The sequence below is a fragment of the Cysteiniphilum sp. QT6929 genome (genome assembly GCF_030035755.1).
Classification (GTDB): Bacteria; Pseudomonadota; Gammaproteobacteria; order Francisellales; family Francisellaceae; genus Caedibacter; species Caedibacter litoralis.
Genome location: NZ_CP103983.1, coordinates 1 through 16,401, shown reverse-complemented (window position 1 = coordinate 16,401; position 16,401 = coordinate 1). Strand labels below are relative to the sequence as shown.

19 protein-coding genes and 1 other RNA gene are annotated in these 16,401 nt (G+C 38.7%); 6 read left to right on the top strand and 14 right to left on the bottom strand.

Features of this window, described 5'->3' with window-relative positions; translation table 11 throughout:
- The 7 genes from NYP54_RS00100 to NYP54_RS00070 form a co-directional block, all read right to left on the bottom strand.
- Positions 1-1,212, bottom strand: a complete 1,212-nt coding sequence (locus NYP54_RS00100; protein ID WP_283156622.1) for an MFS transporter — start codon at positions 1,210-1,212, stop codon at positions 1-3.
- 69 nt (positions 1,213-1,281) lie between these two features.
- Positions 1,282-3,246 (bottom strand): bifunctional tRNA (5-methylaminomethyl-2-thiouridine)(34)-methyltransferase MnmD/FAD-dependent 5-carboxymethylaminomethyl-2-thiouridine(34) oxidoreductase MnmC, encoded by a 1,965-nt coding sequence (gene mnmC / locus NYP54_RS00095; protein WP_283156621.1) that lies wholly within the window; start codon positions 3,244-3,246, stop codon positions 1,282-1,284.
- 1 nt (position 3,247) lies between these two features.
- Positions 3,248-3,670 (bottom strand): hotdog fold thioesterase, encoded by a 423-nt coding sequence (locus NYP54_RS00090; protein WP_283156620.1) that lies wholly within the window; start codon positions 3,668-3,670, stop codon positions 3,248-3,250.
- 177 nt (positions 3,671-3,847) lie between these two features.
- A complete protein-coding gene (locus NYP54_RS00085; RefSeq protein WP_283156619.1) occupies positions 3,848-4,873 on the bottom strand; it encodes a PDDEXK nuclease domain-containing protein in 1,026 nt (341 codons plus the stop codon).
- Positions 4,866-5,915, bottom strand: coding sequence for a PDDEXK nuclease domain-containing protein (locus NYP54_RS00080; protein ID WP_283156618.1), 1,050 nt, complete (start codon positions 5,913-5,915; stop codon positions 4,866-4,868). Before NYP54_RS00080 ends, NYP54_RS00085 begins: the two co-directional genes overlap by 8 nt.
- Before the next feature lie 146 nt (positions 5,916-6,061).
- The gene (locus tag NYP54_RS00075) at positions 6,062-6,364 is read right to left on the bottom strand and encodes an RnfH family protein (protein ID WP_283156617.1); all 303 of its coding nucleotides are present in this window, start codon (positions 6,362-6,364) and stop codon (positions 6,062-6,064) included.
- A complete protein-coding gene (locus NYP54_RS00070) occupies positions 6,361-6,804 on the bottom strand; it encodes a type II toxin-antitoxin system RatA family toxin (RefSeq protein WP_117002697.1) in 444 nt (147 codons plus the stop codon). Before NYP54_RS00070 ends, NYP54_RS00075 begins: the two co-directional genes overlap by 4 nt.
- 74 nt (positions 6,805-6,878) lie before the next feature.
- Between NYP54_RS00070 and smpB the strand changes: the two genes are divergently transcribed.
- From smpB to NYP54_RS00055, 3 genes are all read left to right on the top strand, one after another.
- Entirely contained in the window at positions 6,879-7,361 is a 483-nt protein-coding gene (gene smpB, locus NYP54_RS00065; RefSeq protein ID WP_151193601.1) for an SsrA-binding protein SmpB, read from the top strand.
- A 4-nt stretch (positions 7,362-7,365) separates the two neighbouring features.
- Positions 7,366-8,187: a tRNA 2-thiocytidine(32) synthetase TtcA gene (gene ttcA / locus NYP54_RS00060; RefSeq protein WP_283156616.1), complete on the top strand. Its 822-nt coding sequence runs from the start codon at positions 7,366-7,368 to the stop codon at positions 8,185-8,187.
- 149 nt (positions 8,188-8,336) lie between these two features.
- A complete protein-coding gene (locus NYP54_RS00055; protein WP_283156615.1) occupies positions 8,337-9,533 on the top strand; it encodes a Bcr/CflA family efflux MFS transporter in 1,197 nt (398 codons plus the stop codon).
- On the opposite strand, the gene NYP54_RS00050 is transcribed toward NYP54_RS00055, so the two are convergent.
- From NYP54_RS00050 to NYP54_RS00030, 5 genes are all read right to left on the bottom strand, one after another.
- On the bottom strand, positions 9,507-10,061 hold the full coding sequence (locus tag NYP54_RS00050; RefSeq protein WP_283156614.1) for a DNA-3-methyladenine glycosylase I: 555 nt from the start codon (positions 10,059-10,061) through the stop codon (positions 9,507-9,509). The genes NYP54_RS00055 and NYP54_RS00050 overlap by 27 nt on opposite strands.
- Positions 10,058-10,888: a hypothetical protein gene (locus NYP54_RS00045; protein WP_283156613.1), complete on the bottom strand. Its 831-nt coding sequence runs from the start codon at positions 10,886-10,888 to the stop codon at positions 10,058-10,060. Before NYP54_RS00045 ends, NYP54_RS00050 begins: the two co-directional genes overlap by 4 nt.
- 117 nt (positions 10,889-11,005) lie before the next feature.
- Positions 11,006-11,653: a Holliday junction branch migration protein RuvA gene (gene ruvA, locus NYP54_RS00040; RefSeq protein ID WP_283156612.1), complete on the bottom strand. Its 648-nt coding sequence runs from the start codon at positions 11,651-11,653 to the stop codon at positions 11,006-11,008.
- Positions 11,650-12,165: a crossover junction endodeoxyribonuclease RuvC gene (gene ruvC / locus NYP54_RS00035; RefSeq protein ID WP_283156611.1), complete on the bottom strand. Its 516-nt coding sequence runs from the start codon at positions 12,163-12,165 to the stop codon at positions 11,650-11,652. Before ruvC ends, ruvA begins: the two co-directional genes overlap by 4 nt.
- Complete coding sequence (locus NYP54_RS00030; protein ID WP_283156610.1) at positions 12,162-12,914, bottom strand: YebC/PmpR family DNA-binding transcriptional regulator; 753 nt, start codon at positions 12,912-12,914, stop codon at positions 12,162-12,164. The genes ruvC and NYP54_RS00030 overlap by 4 nt, the downstream gene beginning before the upstream one ends.
- Before the next feature lie 180 nt (positions 12,915-13,094).
- On the opposite strand from NYP54_RS00030, the gene NYP54_RS00025 reads away from it, so the two are divergent.
- Together NYP54_RS00025 and ssrA are read left to right on the top strand one after the other, a co-directional pair.
- On the top strand, positions 13,095-14,612 hold the full coding sequence (locus tag NYP54_RS00025; RefSeq protein ID WP_283156609.1) for a hypothetical protein: 1,518 nt from the start codon (positions 13,095-13,097) through the stop codon (positions 14,610-14,612).
- A gap of 56 nt (positions 14,613-14,668) precedes the next feature.
- Positions 14,669-15,079, top strand: a transfer-messenger RNA (tmRNA) gene (gene ssrA, locus NYP54_RS00020).
- 242 nt (positions 15,080-15,321) lie between these two features.
- Here the strand turns inward: ssrA and NYP54_RS00015 are convergent.
- Both NYP54_RS00015 and NYP54_RS00010 read right to left on the bottom strand, forming a co-directional pair.
- A complete protein-coding gene (locus tag NYP54_RS00015) occupies positions 15,322-15,627 on the bottom strand; it encodes a helix-turn-helix domain-containing protein (RefSeq protein WP_283156608.1) in 306 nt (101 codons plus the stop codon).
- On the bottom strand, positions 15,624-15,926 hold the full coding sequence (locus tag NYP54_RS00010) for a type II toxin-antitoxin system RelE/ParE family toxin (RefSeq protein WP_283156607.1): 303 nt from the start codon (positions 15,924-15,926) through the stop codon (positions 15,624-15,626). Before NYP54_RS00010 ends, NYP54_RS00015 begins: the two co-directional genes overlap by 4 nt.
- A 182-nt stretch (positions 15,927-16,108) precedes the next feature.
- Here NYP54_RS00010 and NYP54_RS00005 point away from each other — a divergent pair, with 182 nt between their 5' ends.
- Positions 16,109-16,342 (top strand): type I restriction-modification system subunit M N-terminal domain-containing protein, encoded by a 234-nt coding sequence (locus NYP54_RS00005; protein WP_283156606.1) that lies wholly within the window; start codon positions 16,109-16,111, stop codon positions 16,340-16,342.
- The last annotated feature ends 59 nt before the right edge of the window (positions 16,343-16,401 follow it).

Sequence of the window (16,401 nt, the reverse complement as noted above, 5' to 3'; positions counted from 1 at the left end):
TTATAGGCTTGAGCGTTGCAAAATGAAAAAAGAGATTAACGCTAACAGTAATCCGATCATGCCAGTAACGCCAAGCTCATAAACCGTATCTAAGACATGCCAAGCACCTAACGCGGTAAATACAAAGCCACCAATAATCTGAATGAAGCTAAAGATCGCGATTGTTGTACCTTTATATTCTGGGTAAACGGATGTTGCAATGGCAATCATATTGGGATAAACCCAAAGATAGACAAGCCAAAACACAGATAGACAGATAATATCAGTAATATAAGTACTGGTATTTGATGATAAGGTCACACCAATCATGCTAATAAACATGACAATGAGTGCCACTTTAACCAACGTCATCATCGTATATTTTTTAAGGAGTATACTATTCAACCATGCACCAATCAGCATACATAAAATAACCAATGCAATAACCCAACCAAATGCTGCAACCGGCATATGGTAAACTTGAACAAAAATATAAGGGTAGGTTAAAAGCACACTAGCAACAACACCATAAACAAAAAACATCACCAGCGTAGCACTTAGAAAACGTAGATTAAACATGATTTTTATTACTTGTGCGATATTTATTTTTATATGTGAAGTAGTTGATTTAATGGCATTTCTACCAATAATCAATCCAAAACCTACGATTAACGCAATGATCAAAGCATACCAAAACATAAAGCTAACGACACTATGCCATCCTTGGTATTGCATTAAGTAGCCTGAGATCACCGGAGAAATTGATACAGTAAATACTGAAAATGCAATAAGAAGCGCATAGATTTTTGAAAAAGCTTTGCCTTGAAAAGAGTCCGCAACAATGACACGTGCTAACACAGCCGCCATACCAGCGCCAATGCCTTGTAAAATCCGTCCAACAAGCATCCATTCTATCGTATGCTCAACGTGGCACAAAGCACTACCTAACATCGTAATAAGTAACCCTAAAATTAGTATGCGCACACGCCCAAAGCGATCGGATAACACACCTGAAATAAGTTGTGAAATTGCACTACCCAACAGGAAAAATGCTACCGTATACTGCACCATTTCTTTTGAGGTATTTAATGCTTTATCCAAATAAGGCAATACCGGCAAATAGATATCCATCATTGCTTGCGGATATGCCAGAATAAACCCAGCAGCAATAAATAAAGTAATTAATATCGCTTTACTTTGCTTGTTTGTTATTGGCGATTTCTCTATTCCCATGATCTTTTAATATCCATTTATTATTCTTACATTATCAGCCGTCATTATAGTTAAAACTTGAAGAAAAGCTTATCTCTTTTTAAAAGTTCTTATATTAAACCTTAAGGGATGCAATCCCTCTATAAGATAATTTGGCATTGACGCTTGGCGTCCATTGCTCATCAATTGACTTAATATCTTAGCGCCATACATCATTGAGCATAATCCTTTTGAACCAAAACCAGTCAATAAATAAAGCCCTGAGAGATATTCTGCTTGAGGCAGCGCCTTTAAAATAACACCCTTTTGTAACCGTTGATAATATTGCTCAATGAACTTCACGTTATCAGCAATGGCACCTATCATCGGCACATGATCCGCAGTGACACAGCGTAATGATACACGTCCCAAGATGATTTTCATATCTACTGACGGATCAATAACATGGCTTAATTGAGCCAAGTTAACATTGTGGTCACTCTGACGCACTTCAGCCATTAAATCATTATTATCACGAAATGTCGCACCAATAAGCTGTTTGCCATTAACACTTGGCAAAATATAGCCTTGATCAAGTATGATTGTTTTATTATTTAACAAAGTTTGCACCTGAGTGATTTGTCCATATGATGGATAAACCTCTATATGTTTAAATGCCTCAAGGTCTTTTATAAGCAAGGCATTGCCAGCAAAAACCACCGCATCGTATACTAACGATCCTCTATGATTTTTTTTGTTATCAGTGAATCTCAGCTGCCATGTATTATCTGATCTGACAAATTCATCTAAGCGATGCGATAAAAACAAATTCACATTTTTGCTATTACGAATGAGGCTCTGACATAACGAGTAAGGATTAACCATCATTGCCGTTGGATAATAAGCACAAGCTTTTGAAATATCACAGCCTGCAATTTCAGAAGCTGTTGCTGCATCAACGATTTGCAGCAAACCATGAAGATAGGCACGCTTTTTGATAATATTGTCAAAACGTAACTGTGTTTTTTTATCACTTAATAACTCCAAAGCACCACATTCATTAAAATCAATCTCGCTTTTATGCTTCAAAATATAATCTCTGGTATGCACAAAGCCTTGGGTATGAAAGTTATCAGAGATATTAGCATCGGCTGTAATATAAGGTTTTAATATGCCATAAGGATTACCTGAGGCACCTTGCGCAATATCATCATATTGATCAAATAGATCAATTTCAAAGCCTAATTGGCTTAGCTCATAGGCTAACGCGCACCCTGCCATTCCGGCACCAATAATTGCAACTTTCTGCTTTTTGCTTAGTGTTAATTGCGGTTTGGCAAAATACGGTTTAATCTTGGTTTGTGCCAATTTTTTTGTGTCTTTAACAACAGCACAAATCATTTCACGTTTATGACCAAAACCTTTTTGTTTTTTCACTTCAAAACCTTGAGCTTCGAGCGCCCGTTTAACAAAACCCGCTGCAGTAAAGGTAGACAAGCTTGTTTTGCCATGGCTTAAGCGATAAATCTCTTTAAATAAATCATCCGACCACATATCAGGATTCTTAGCCGGAGCAAAGCCATCTAAAAACCAAGCATCAATGCTTAGATCAATTGCTGCCAACGCATTTGCTGCATCATCGATTAATAACGTTAAATTGATATTTTCAGTGATATTTAAAGATGTTGCACCAATATAAAAGCTATTTGGATAAGCCTGAAGTAATTGATCAGCTTGGGGTTTAAGCTCGTGCCATATCGATAATGCTTTCTCTAAATCACCATAAGTTAACGGATATTTCTCACAACTTATAAAGCTTAATTTAGCCGTTTTAGGTGTGCATTTATCCCAAAGATTTAGCGTCGCAAGGAAGTTCAACCCCGTACCAAAACCTGTCTCAGCAATCACGAAATGTGCATTTTGATCAAGATTTTCAAATCTTTTTTTCAGCTGATTCCCATCTAAAAAAACATATTCACTCTCGGCAAGCCCATTCTGTTTTGAGAAATAAACATCCGCAAATTCATCTGAGAATGGTTCACCTGTCTCTTGCCATTTGAGTTTTGCATTTTGCAATTTAGCGATCCTTGACAGCCATCGTTAAACGATTGATCGATATCAAACGCCCCTTTTCATCGATAATTTCAATTGCCCATACATGTGTTGTTCGCCCTATATGATGTGGATAGGCTTTAGCCGTTAACACACCTTCTGTTGCCGGACGAATATGGTTGGTATTGATATCCAAACCAACACAATATTGTTTTGTCAGATCAACGGCATAATTCGCGGCAGTGCTGCCAACGGTTTCTGCAATACCACAAGAAACGCCACCATTCATTATCCCAATTGGCTGCTTGTGTTTTTTTTGCAATAGCATTTCAGCTAATAAATAATCATCACCTAACTCAGTAAAACGAATACCTAAAGTATCCGAGAATAAACCAGCTCCTCGCTCATTCATTTGCGCTAGTGTTACAGGTGTTTTCCAAATGCTCATGTTTTTCTCCAACGTTTAATTTTTAATTTTCAAGCACTAGGGGCTCGGCATTCAAGCGATCTTTGCATATTCGCCAAGTAGGTAAAAACTTATCCATAGGAAGAAGCCCGATCCTCCGGCATCACTTCTACTTCGCTTAGTTTATAGACACAAGGCACTTTATGATCTAATTGGGTGCTATTTCTCACCTTCTGCCTCCTGCAAAGCCAATTCAATCTCTTTCTTTAAACTTTCACGATCAGGAAGATAGAGTTGGTACTTTTGCACAAATAACTGGCTATTTAGATTATAAGTTGCATATTCTACTAATAACTCATCTTTGTTTCGGCTAAGGATAATACCAATTGGTGGGTTATCCCCTTTAATATTTTCTTCTTTAGCAAAATAACCAAGGTACATATTCATTTGACCAATATCATAATGCTCAACATCGCCAAGCTTTAAATCAATCAAAACAAAACAGCGTAAAATTCGATGATAAAACACTAAATCAACCTTGTAATGTGTATTATTTAAGGTAATACGATATTGTCGACCAACAAAAGTAAAACCCTTGCCAAGTTCTAACAAAAAAGGCTGAAGATGATCACAAAGCAAACTTTCTAAGTTATTTTCAGATATATGATAAGGTTCTGGAATTTTTAAAAACTCAAAAACATATGAATCCCTTAATAAATCACTTGGTTTTTTAACTAATTGCCCTTTTTGAGCTAACGCTAAAATCGCTTTTTTATCTTTACTTGCAGCAAGACGCAAAAACAATGAAGATGACTTTTGTCGCTTGAGTTCACGTAATGACCATTTTTCTATTTGTGATTGTTGTAGATAAAAGTTTCTCTCCATGTCATCATCAATTTTCAATAACTCAACCCAATGTGACCAAGTTAAATTGTGCGACGCCGTCGCACAATTTGGATACAACACATAAAATTGGCGCATTCGAGTTAAATTACTTCGACTAAACCCTCGACCATGACGCAAAGTTAAATCATTTGAAAGTGCTTCTAGCAGTGCTTTGCCATAAATGGCTCGCTTATGACCTTGCTGCTCATACTCCACTATGTATCTACCGATTTGCCAATAAGTTTCTACCAATTGTCTATTAATAGCATAATACGTTTGGTTTTGCCCTTGCAAGTAAGCACTCGAAAGACTATCCAGCAAAGCTTGATAATTATCTGGTAAGCTGTCTATTTCACTCATTTTCATCACCCTTAAGCTGATTGAGCTTCATCAGCGCTTGCATCCGCTCGCGCTCAAGCTCTCTTATCAGCTCTTCTTCTGTCGGTAAGTAAGGCAGATATTTTGCAGCAAATAGCTGCTTTTGATCGGATAATATCGAGTATTTAACAACTGCTTCACTTTTCTCACTGCATAACACTAAACCGATGGTTGGATTATCATCTTTGCCTTTTTTCTGCTCATCATACAAACGCACATAAGTATCCATTTGTCCAATATCTTGATGCTTAAGTTTACCTAGCTTTAAATCAACCAATAAAAAACACTTAAGCTTAAAGTTGTAAAACACTAAATCAATATAAAAATCTTCATCTTCAAAGCGAATACGTTGCTGACGTTCTACAAATGCAAAACCTTTACCTAGCTCCAATAAGAATTGTTGCAAATTACTAATAATTGCTTTTTCAAGATCACTTTCTTGATAGGTTTTATCTTGAAGATTAAGGAAGTCTAGAATATAAGGATCTCGTAAAAAGTCTTTAGCACCTTCTGCCAAAAGTTTTGTTGCTTGTGCCGCCTCTGACTCCACGAGCTCTTTGTCTTTACTTGATAACAATCGCTCATAATATAATTTACTGATCTGACGTTCCAATGCTCGGGCGCTCCAGTCGTGCGTAATTGCTTCTTGCAAATACCACTCGCGTGCAACCAAACTATCTATGCGCATAAGAATACGGTAATGCGTCCAACTCAATTCACTACGCACTGCGTAGCGAATTGGAAAAGTAATATAAAATTGGCGCATATTACGTAAGTTACCTACATCAAAACCCTTTCCCAAGCGCTCGGTAAGTTCTTTTGAAAGTAACTGTAACTGCTGCTTACCATAAGCGGCTCGACTTTCGCCTTTTTGTTCATGTTCAACTATTAGCCGACCAATTTCCCAATAGCTTTGAACCATCGCATGGTTGACCGTTTGACGTACTTGTTGCCTACTGCTTTCAATAATAATGGCAATATCATTAATTAGGCTCATAAATTGAGTATCTTTAGGAAAGCTCATCTATCTGTCCTCTCAATATCGATAACAACAGCCTTTGTTTGCATGAATCCCACAAAATAATAGTTAATGCTTAACTGTAGCTCATCACAAATTGCCCGTAGTGATGAATATAACTGAGATTTTTTAATTACCATCTTTACTCTCTTTTAAGCCCCAAACAGTTTTAATCCATCTTTTTTGCGCTTTTCTTCAGCGCGAATTCTTCTGGCATCTTTGGGATCAATGGTTAATTCGCGATAAATTTCAATACGATCATCAGGCTTTACAATATGATCAAGTGTCACAACTTCACTATAAATGCCTATTGATTGTGTCGTTAAATCAATCTCAGGAAAATCACTTAACACCCCACTTTGTGTAATCACATTTTTGACCGTCATATTTTCATCACACTCAAGTTGATATAGCTTTTGCGCTTGAGGGTTAGCATAAATCACTTCTACTTTCATACAGCTTCTGCCCCATACACTGTTTTCGCACGCTTACAAAAAGCATCAAGCATCGTATTAGCCAACGTATTAAAAACAACACCTAATGCTAATGCCATGACTTTGGAGGAGAATTCAAACTCTAAATCAAGTGTCACTTTACAGGCTTTGTCATTTAAAGGAATAAAATGCCACACGCCTAATAAACGCTTAAAGGGACCTTTGATTAATCGTATCTTAATCTCTTTGTTTGGAATCATGTCGTTGTGCGTACCAAAATCAATCTTAACGCCACCTTTGGCAATTTTGAGTGTCGCCTCAGCTTCGGTTTCGGTATGCATGTGCACTTCTACTGCTTGGCACATGGGTAAGAACTGAGGATATTTATCAATATCATTTACAAGGTCATACATCTCTTTAGCACTGTATTCAACCAATGCCGTTCGATGAATTGTTGTCATAGTGTTTCTCTTATGTCATAAGTTCATGTTAGAATCTTGGCTATTGTAACGCTTATGCACTATTTTGCAAAACAATGGCAAAGATAAAACCAAAATCAACGGCAACCAGTAGTACGATTGCTAAAAATAAAAAAGCTTTTCATGAGTACCTAATTGAAGAGCGCTTTGAAGCAGGTATTGTGCTCCAAGGTTGGGAAATCAAAAGCATCCGCGCAGGTCGTGTGCAATTAACCGATAGTCACATTCATGTTAAAAACAATGAAGCTTGGCTTTTTAATGCATTGATCACACCTTTGCACTCTGCATCAACACATGTTGTCCCTGTTCCTGCAGGCACGCGAAAACTATTATTGCACCGTAGAGAAATCAATAAACTCTTAGGTAAAGTCGATATCAAAGGCTACACGATTGTACCATTGGCAATGTACTGGAAAGGCTCACGCGTTAAAATTGAGATCGCAATCGCCAAAGGCAAACAACTGCATGATAAACGCCAAGCTTCTAAAGAGCATGACTGGAAACGTGAAAAAGAGCGTTTATTTAAAAAGAGCCTATAACACCATGACGCAAACAGAAAAGAAACTTCATTTTTATATCACCAAAGCCGTTGCCGATTATAAAATGCTGCAAAAAGGTGACAAGGTGATGATTTGCTTATCCGGTGGTAAAGATTCTTTCACATTGGTTAAAGTCATGCACGATTTAGTCGCCAACGGCACTTATGAACTTGATTTAATTGTCTACACTTTAGATCAAACCCAACCAGGCTGGGATGACTCTGGATTAAGACAATATCTTGAAGATCACAACATTACATATATTATCGAAAAGCGTGATACTTATTCTGTCGTGATTGATAAAGTGCCTGAAAATAAAACTTATTGTTCGTTATGCTCACGCTTACGTCGCGGTAATATCTATCGTTTCGCACGCGATAACCACATTAATAAGATCATGCTTGGTCATCATCGGGATGATGTAATTGAGTCGGCATTAATGTCGATGTTTTATCAAGGCAAGATTAAATCAATGCCTGCCAAGCTATTAACTGAAGATAAGCAAAATGTGGTGATCAGACCGATGGTTTATTGCCAAGAACGTGATATTGCCCGCTTTGCCAAAGAGCAAGCTTTTCCAATTATCCCATGTAACCTATGTGGCACGCAGGAAAACCTAAAGCGTCAGCAGGTAAAAAATCTCATTCACGAGTTAGCTCAACAAAACCCGATTATTCCACAGAATATCTTTGCATCACTGAGTAATGTTGTCCCTAGTCACTTATATGATCAAAACCTATTTGATACGCGTGAATGTGATCAAGAACGCATATATGCTGATAGTAACTGCTTAATAACCAATGAATCATCTGAACATCTGTTTTAGTTGTTTTAATTAAACACCCAATGATTACAATTTCACTACAAACTTTCCCGGAATCCGTCTGGCACAAAAAATTGTTTTACTTTATACTGAACTTTCGTTCATTTTTGAAAGTTTTACAACATTAAAAGTTTAGTTATTGGGCAGGCATCATGTTACATATTAAAGCATCTACATCGGCGAAGGTTATTTTCGTTTTTATTATTATGGTTACCTCGATGCTAGGTATTTTTGTCTCTGATATTTATGTCCCTTCGTTACCAAGTATTAGTGAGGATTTTGGCACGGGAGCCCACTTATTAGCATTTAGTGTTACCTATTATTTTATTGTTTTTGCCTGTGCGCAGCTTATTTATGGTCCCCTGTCAGAACGCTTTGGACGACGCAAAATTTTTCTTACAGGCCTTGCTATTAGCATTGTTGGCACACTGATTACCGTGTTTAGTCTAAACTTTAGCATGCTGATGGTTGGACGCACACTTGAAGCCATTGGTATGGCAGCACCTATGTCATTAGGTCGTGTTATTTTGCGTGATGTCATTCCTGATAAAGTCAAATATGCGCGTTTTATGTCATTTATGGGTATTGGCACCTTAATGGCACCTGTGATTGCACCAATCGTTGGTGCATTCTTAGCACACGTTTATCATTGGCGTGCAGACTTTATTTTCATCTTAACTTTAAGTGTAATCTGTTATATTGGCGCCTATATCTATTTGGTTGAGACTCTACTGAACCCCAAAAAACGCCTTTCAGCCAAATTATCCGTTAAAACCTATCTATGGGTTATAAAGAATAAAACATTCATTAAAAACATGACAATCTCAAGCACGATTATGGGCGCTATCATCGCTTATCTATCAATGAGCGCTTTCTTATTTCAACAATATTTTGGTTTAAGCGAAATCCACTACGCCATTGTATTTGGCATTGGTGAAGCCTTTATTGCTGTAGGTATGTTTGCCAATGGTATGGCACTTAAATATATTTCTATTGAACGCTCTCAAGCCATTGCTGTGATGCTTTTTTTGCTCTCAGGCATTCTCATTACCATTCAAGCCGTATTCTTTAGCCATAGCCTTGAATTTATCATGCTGGCAGTGATTATCTTTAACTTTGCCGCGGGTGTCATTTTTCCAACGAGTAGCACGTTAGCCATTGTCACTTTTAAAGCGCGTTTAGGTGCAGTGGGTAGTTTATATGGCTGCATTAGCATGCTTGCCGCAGGCCTTATCAGTGGCTTTGCTTTATCGCTACCTTTGGCGCCCAACTTGCTAATTGCCTTATTAATACTTGTTATGGCGATTATTGCTACTGTTGTTCTATTTGGCATCAAAGACAAAACATGAGCTTAAATGATCATTAACCATCCCTGTTGCCTGTATGAAGGCATAACATATCGTTGGTCCAACAAAGCTAAAACCTTGTGATTTAAGCCATTTGCTCATCTGCTTTGACTCTTCAGTGAATGCTGGAATCATTTCATGCTCCCTATAAATAATTGCTTCTTTAGGGGAAAACTGCCAAAGCGCCTCAACCATCAATTGTGTTTTGGATAGTTGAAGCCAAACCTGAGCATTGTTAATCACACTTTTGATCTTAAGACGATTACGAATAATACCAGGGTTTTGCATTAAAGTTTCAATATCATCTGAGGTCATGTTTGCAACTTTATCAATCTGAAAGTCACAAAAAGCTTGGCGATAATTATCACGTCGCTTTAATATCGTTTGCCAACTTAAGCCTGCTTGCGCTCCTTCTAAACATAAAAACTCAAACAGTTTTTGCTCATCATATAGTGGCACACCCCACTCGTGATCATGATAATCTCGCATCTGACGGCTTGAGTTTGCCCAAGGACAACGCACTAAAGTCATGATTTGAATTGAGCAACAAAAAGTGGTTTACCATATAAATTGCCATTATCATCCATTTTGGCAATCGCAATGCTATCAGCCATTACACTATAGCTTTTGTCATTGAGTAACTTATTTGCTTTGGTAGCCAATTCACTATTACCTTTGTTATAAACCGCTGTAATATGAGAGCGATTACTGCCTGGAATATTATAATCACGCCACGCGCTACCGCTTTGCATTTGCGTAAGATCAGCATGCCCTTCTTCAATAGCAACAATCGTTTGATGTGTTGGTGCATTGGGATGCGTTTTGGCAGTTAACTCTGCATTAAGCCCATTCAAAAAGGCATTATCTCCGGCAACATCCAAAGATAAGGTATCCCCTGCCACGCTGAAGTTTTTGGCTAAAGTCACCTCTTGCGCTTTGGTGTTTTTCGCCAACTGGGTAACCGCTGCAACCAACTCTTGATAGTTTTTTCCTTTAAATACACCTTGAATAATACTAATATGCGGCGTTGTCATAACTCTTGTTGCCATATCAGGATATGCCAACGTATTAACTTCTTTTAACAGAGTCAGTAATGGCTTGTTACCTTTGACAGGAATATATACGGCATATTCACCTTGATACACATTGGCATGTCCTTTTACGTTATCTTTGGCAGGTACCTCAAGCACAGGTTTATATAAAGGATTCGTATGCGCATTGTGTAATATAAATAATGCTTTCGTCTGATTGGGACCTTGGTAATTTGTCATTGCAACTGCTGATGACATTAAGCTCATACCTATGAGTGGTAACGATAATGTTTTAACGATTTTTCTCATTTTTTTAATTTTCTTCATAAGCTAATCTCTCACCTTTCTTATTTTCCATTTTGCCAAGTAGGACACTCGCTGATTAGCTTAACAAAGTTTTTATTTAAGTGAAGAATGTTTTATAGCAAATAACCTTTACGTCTTTTACACCTTTTGCGTCCCTTGCAACGCTAAACGGATAAGGCTTTCGACACTATCAGCGTCATTTTTGACTTTTTGAACGTATTTTTCCGCTTCTTTACGCTTATAACCAAGTGCTTCCAGTGCATCAACCGCTTGATGTATCATTGAGCTTGCCTGATAGCTTGTATTACCTGAATGAGCGAGGCTTGTGCTATCTTCTGTAGTATGCGGTATATTCTGCGTTAGAGCACCTAACTCAAGGACTAATTTTGTGATCTTATCCTTCATCTCAATAATAATACGCTCAGCCGTTTTTTTACCAACACCAGGAATCGTGCATAACAACCCATGATCTTGTGACTCAATGCAGCTAACAAAAGTGACCCCATCCATACCTGATAAGATCGCTAGCGCCATCTTAGCACCAATGCCATTGATCTTAATAAGCTCTTGGAATAATCTGCGATCTGACTTAGTCGCAAAGCCATAGAGTTGTTGTACATCTTCACGCACAACAAAATGGGTATGCAATATCACCTCTTGTCCAATATCACCAAGCTTGTAAATTGAGCTCATTGGCACCCATATCTCATAGCCAACACCAGCGGCTTCAACCAATATCAATGGCGGCTGCTTTTCGATAAGCTCACCTTTTATTCTTCCAATCATCTTAATCTTCCTCGCACTATTTTGTTAGCCCCTGGAATAAACTGCAAACTATTGCGACTGTGAAAATGGCAAATCGCAATCGCCAAAGCATCCGCGGCATCGGCTTGTGGTTTGCTACTTAATTGCAAAAAAGACTGCACCATATGCTGCACTTGAAACTTTGTTGCATTACCATTGCCAACAACGGCTTGTTTCACCTGCTTAGCTGAGTATTCGTTAACCATGAGATTTTGATTTGCCAAAGCACACATTGCGACACCGCGCGCTTGCCCGAGCTTTAATGCAGCACCTGGGTTTTGAAACATAAAGATCTGCTCAATTGCCGCTTCCGTTGGTTGATAAGCGGCAACAATATCATTAATGCCATCTTGAATTTGCTTTAAGCGCTCAGCAGTTGCTTCTTTAGTGATCCGTATACAGCCACTGGTAACATACAAGCATTCTTTTGCCTGAACTTTAATTACACCAAATCCAGTAATACGCGAGCCCGGATCAATGCCTAAGATAATCACGAATTAAGCGCATCCATTACACTTTCGTCAAACTCGACATTGCTATAAACGCTTTGCACATCATCAAGATCCTCTAACCGATCGATCATATTCATAATTTTTTGTGCGATTTCGGCATCGTCAATATTGGTTTTAACATCCGCATCCATCGTAATCTCGGCTGAGATCGCCTTTAAGCCTTTAGCCTCTAAAGCATCATTAACCTCTGAGAACGTATTGGGATCGGTGATGACATCAATCGCACCATCATCAAAGCTCACGACATCTTCAGCACCAGCTTCAATGGCGACTTCCATCACCATATCTTCATCTAAGCCCGCATCAAAGCTGATAATGCCCTTTTTATTAAACATATATGCTACTGAACCATCTGTACCCAAATTACCGCCGGCTTTCGTAAAGGCATGGCGCACTTCAGCCACCGTACGATTGCGATTATCGGTCATACAATCAACGATAAATGCAACACCCGCGGGACCGTAACCCTCATAACGAATTTCTTCTAAGTTACCCCCTTCTTCACCGCCAGCACCCTTTTTAATTGCGCGCTCAATCGTATCTTTGGTCATGTTATTTGACAACGCAGTTGCCACTGCCGCGCGCAAACGTGGATTTGAGTCCTTATCCCCACCACCCAAGCGTGCAGCAACGGTGATCTCACGAATAAGCTTAGTAAACACCTTACCGCGCTTAGCATCTTCTTTTGCTTTTTTATGTTTAATGTTTGCCCATTTACTGTGACCAGCCATATTAAAACCTCTGTTGAATCTTTGATCTTTTTGATATTTAGCTTAATAAAACGCGGCAATTGTATCATAAAACATGGCAAAACAATGCCGTGATTAGTGCGTTTGATATGATTTTTGTAAATTAGATAATCTTGGCTATGCTTAACATTACAGGGAATATCAGGCAAGGATGATTTTAATATGCAAGTTGATAGTTTAATCCAACCAATCAAGGCGATGCGCCTGCGTTATTTGCCGCTGTTGATGGTTTATTTTGCCTATGGTTGCAGCATCTTCTCGGGCATTGGTGAATCCTTTTTTGTCAAAGAGCAATTAAACTTATCGGCTGAAAGCCTTATTGTTATTGGTGTATGGTTAAGCTTGCCATGGAATATCAAAATGGTTTTTGGGCAATTTGTTGACAGCCTACCCTTGTTTGGCTCACAACGCAAAGCCTATATCTACCTTGCAGCGATTTTAATGGTTTGTGGCTCTCTACTTATGGCAGGACTCGCTGGGCGCTGGTCTTTTGTCGTGGCTTTAGCACCCGATAATACGCTTTTCTTTGTATCATCACTTCTGACTGTTCTTGGCGTTGTCTTACAGGATGTTGTTGCTGATGCCATGAGTGTTGAGGTGGTTGAACGCGAGGGACGCCCACAAGAAGATATCGACAAAGACTTGGCAATGGTTCAACTTTTGGGGCGCCTAAGCTTAAGCTTAGGTATGTTTTTGGTGGCAGGTCTTGGTGGCTGGCTTGCGCAAGTAATGAGTTATCAAAATCTATTTTTGCTGACCTTAGTTATTCCACTGATTAGTATTACCGGTATTTTATGTATTCGCTTGGATAAAGTACCGAGAAAACCAATCAACAAAACAGTACTTATTGGTGGGCTGATCTACGCTGTTTTTATTATTGTAATCGGTTTGAGTAATATTCCCTTTGCCCAAGAGGTTGTCTTTATCGTATCGTTAGTGATTATTATCTATTTACTTAAATCCATTACCAAAGAATTACCGCGAGATTTATTGCGTGCTATTTTTGTCGCCGCCCTTATGATCTTTATCTTTCGCGCCTCACCTACAGCTGGGCCCGGCGCGCAATGGTTTATGATCGATGTGCTTGGATTTGATAAAGCTTTTTTTGGCACACTTTCACAAATTGGTGCTTTTATGTCGATTGTTGGCATGTGGTTTTTCGCGCGTCTTATCACCGAGAAATCGATCGCATGGGTGCTATTATGGCTCACTGTTGCAGGCTTTTTATTAGAGCTACCACTTATCGCACTTTATTATGGTTTACATGAGTGGACAATGGTTTATTTTGGTTTTGGTGCACGCACGATTGTGCTCATTGATAGCGCGATTGCCTCACCCTTTGCCCAACTAGCAATGATTCCGATGTTAGCCCTTATCGCACGCTACGCACCCAAGGGCAATGCCGCGACCTGGTTTGCCCTAATGGCAAGCTTTATGAATTTAGCCTTAACTGCAGGATCTCTATTTAGCAAATATCTTAATCAAATCTTTGTCGTCACACGTGAAGTCGTGGATCATAGCAATAACACCATTACCACACCGGCAAACTATAGTGAGCTAGGCGTACTGTTAATCACCGTCTCAGTTATTGGTTTATTAGCACCTCTGATTGGTATTATTATCTATGCCCGATTTGCACAAAAGTCAAAATCATTAAAATGCGCAAAAAAATCAAAATAACTTAGCTTGCCACTTGCCTTTATTGCTGCCCTTACCTACAATAACAAACCTCACTGGGGGGCGAATATGGCTTCGACGGGAATGTCAATGTCTTACGGTGCATGCCGAGGGTGTATCTGCCTCGTAAAACACGTTACAATTTGCTAATAACTGGCAAAAATAAAGCAAACCGCGTTGTAGCTAACGACACAGCTTTCGCTGCTCGTAAAGCTGCTTAATCTAGCTTAAGAACCTAGATACGCACGAACCGATAGTATTTGCTTGTGGATCTATCTTACGTTCGTTCATCTCTTTCACAAGATCGCCAAGGTGTCTGTCTAAACACTGCGGTTAAACCTTAAGACTCGCTTAAATGCTGCCCTGATTTATCGGGCAAATTTAAGTTAAAGATAATAGATAAATCTAAGCATGTAGATCTGAAGATGGCGAGTTTGCGGACGCGGGTTCAACTCCCGCCGCCTCCACCAAATCAATAATACATAATATACCAATGACGTTTCATATACTTATTTATCGTTGCAGTTGAACTCGCGGGACGCGAGGTGAGCCAGATTATAAAAAGCGATTGCGCTTTTTACTGGCGAACGCCTGAAGCACGGATTGCGAAAGGCCGACTTGCAAACTTGGCAGGAAGCCAAGTGCAGTAAGAACTCCCGCCGCCTCCACCAAAAAACACCATTAAAACCTTATAAATACTTTATCAAACCGCCTATCTAGCAAAGTGTAAATGAGGCTTGTAACCCATAATAGAAGATATTTGAGCTATGGTAGATACTGTTAAATTAGCCTCTCCTTTAATTATTTTAGATAATTGTGATGGGCTTTTACCTAGCTTTGAAACCATGTCATTAAAGCCTATATTGTTATCAGACATATAGTGTATCACTGCCTGTGACACTTCATTTTGTAATGCTTTCAGCGCATCAAATTCAATTTTAGCCGCTTGTTCAATTTCTTTAATTTCTTCTTTATCAAGCCTTTTTTCAAGGTGCTCTGAAAAACTTTCAATCTTCATAAATGAATCTCCTTTAATAATTTTTTAGCTCTCTTTATATCTTTTTGTTGAGATGTCTTGTCACCAGCATGCAATAACAAAACCACGCAATCTTTTTCAAATTTATAATATATTCTATAGCCAAATTTTCTTTCCCTTAGCTCAAACAATCCGCCACCAAGTGTTTTACTGTGTGGGAGTTTAAGTTTATTACCACACATCTCCAACAGCTTAAGTTCCTTAGCAACTGATTTATATTGGGGAATAGTTAGTGCATCTAGCCATTTTTCTACTATTTCAAGATACTTTATTTCCCACATATCTAAACTCTGGCTCTTTCAGTTCTTTTTATAGTAGTACGATAAAAAGTATTAATCAAGGTGCTATAAAACAATGAAACAATAGTTGTTGGCTTAGCCCATTATTTTTCCTTATAATCCTTCGCTATAGAAAATAGGTCATCGCTGATGCCATATCTGCACAGAGCAAGGAATTTTAAATCATGACACAATACGCCGAGCAAGAGTTTCTAAACGCACTTGATGAAAAATTATGGGCAGCTGCCGATAAACTGCGCAACAATTTGGATGCGGCTAATTATAAGCATGTCGTATTAGGGCTTATCTTCCTAAAATATGTATCAGACGCATTTGAGGAGCGACAACAAGAGCTTAAGTCTCTTTTTACGCAAGATAACAGCATTGACAATATCTACTATATGCCTCGCGAAGATTAGGGCGCATTCGCGATTTGTGGGTAAATCAGCTGTAGTTTAACTTGAACTGAATGCGATAC

Coding starts and splice junctions, on each gene's coding strand:
- NYP54_RS00030 (WP_283156610.1), bottom strand. CDS start 12,914: ATGGCTGGTCACAGTAAATGGGCAAACATTAAACATAAAAAAGCAAAA.
- NYP54_RS00045 (WP_283156613.1), bottom strand. CDS start 10,888: ATGAAGAAAATTAAAAAAATGAGAAAAATCGTTAAAACATTATCGTTA.
- NYP54_RS00100 (WP_283156622.1), bottom strand. CDS start 1,212: ATGGGAATAGAGAAATCGCCAATAACAAACAAGCAAAGTAAAGCGATA.
- NYP54_RS00085 (WP_283156619.1), bottom strand. CDS start 4,873: ATGAGTGAAATAGACAGCTTACCAGATAATTATCAAGCTTTGCTGGAT.
- NYP54_RS00025 (WP_283156609.1), top strand. CDS start 13,095: ATGCAAGTTGATAGTTTAATCCAACCAATCAAGGCGATGCGCCTGCGT.
- NYP54_RS00090 (WP_283156620.1), bottom strand. CDS start 3,670: ATGAGCATTTGGAAAACACCTGTAACACTAGCGCAAATGAATGAGCGA.
- NYP54_RS00005 (WP_283156606.1), top strand. CDS start 16,109: ATGACACAATACGCCGAGCAAGAGTTTCTAAACGCACTTGATGAAAAA.
- NYP54_RS00055 (WP_283156615.1), top strand. CDS start 8,337: ATGTTACATATTAAAGCATCTACATCGGCGAAGGTTATTTTCGTTTTT.
- NYP54_RS00075 (WP_283156617.1), bottom strand. CDS start 6,364: ATGAAAGTAGAAGTGATTTATGCTAACCCTCAAGCGCAAAAGCTATAT.
- smpB (WP_151193601.1), top strand. CDS start 6,879: ATGGCAAAGATAAAACCAAAATCAACGGCAACCAGTAGTACGATTGCT.
- NYP54_RS00010 (WP_283156607.1), bottom strand. CDS start 15,926: ATGTGGGAAATAAAGTATCTTGAAATAGTAGAAAAATGGCTAGATGCA.
- ruvA (WP_283156612.1), bottom strand. CDS start 11,653: ATGATTGGAAGAATAAAAGGTGAGCTTATCGAAAAGCAGCCGCCATTG.
- NYP54_RS00070 (WP_117002697.1), bottom strand. CDS start 6,804: ATGACAACAATTCATCGAACGGCATTGGTTGAATACAGTGCTAAAGAG.
- NYP54_RS00050 (WP_283156614.1), bottom strand. CDS start 10,061: ATGACTTTAGTGCGTTGTCCTTGGGCAAACTCAAGCCGTCAGATGCGA.
- NYP54_RS00015 (WP_283156608.1), bottom strand. CDS start 15,627: ATGAAGATTGAAAGTTTTTCAGAGCACCTTGAAAAAAGGCTTGATAAA.
- ttcA (WP_283156616.1), top strand. CDS start 7,366: ATGACGCAAACAGAAAAGAAACTTCATTTTTATATCACCAAAGCCGTT.
- NYP54_RS00080 (WP_283156618.1), bottom strand. CDS start 5,915: ATGAGCTTTCCTAAAGATACTCAATTTATGAGCCTAATTAATGATATT.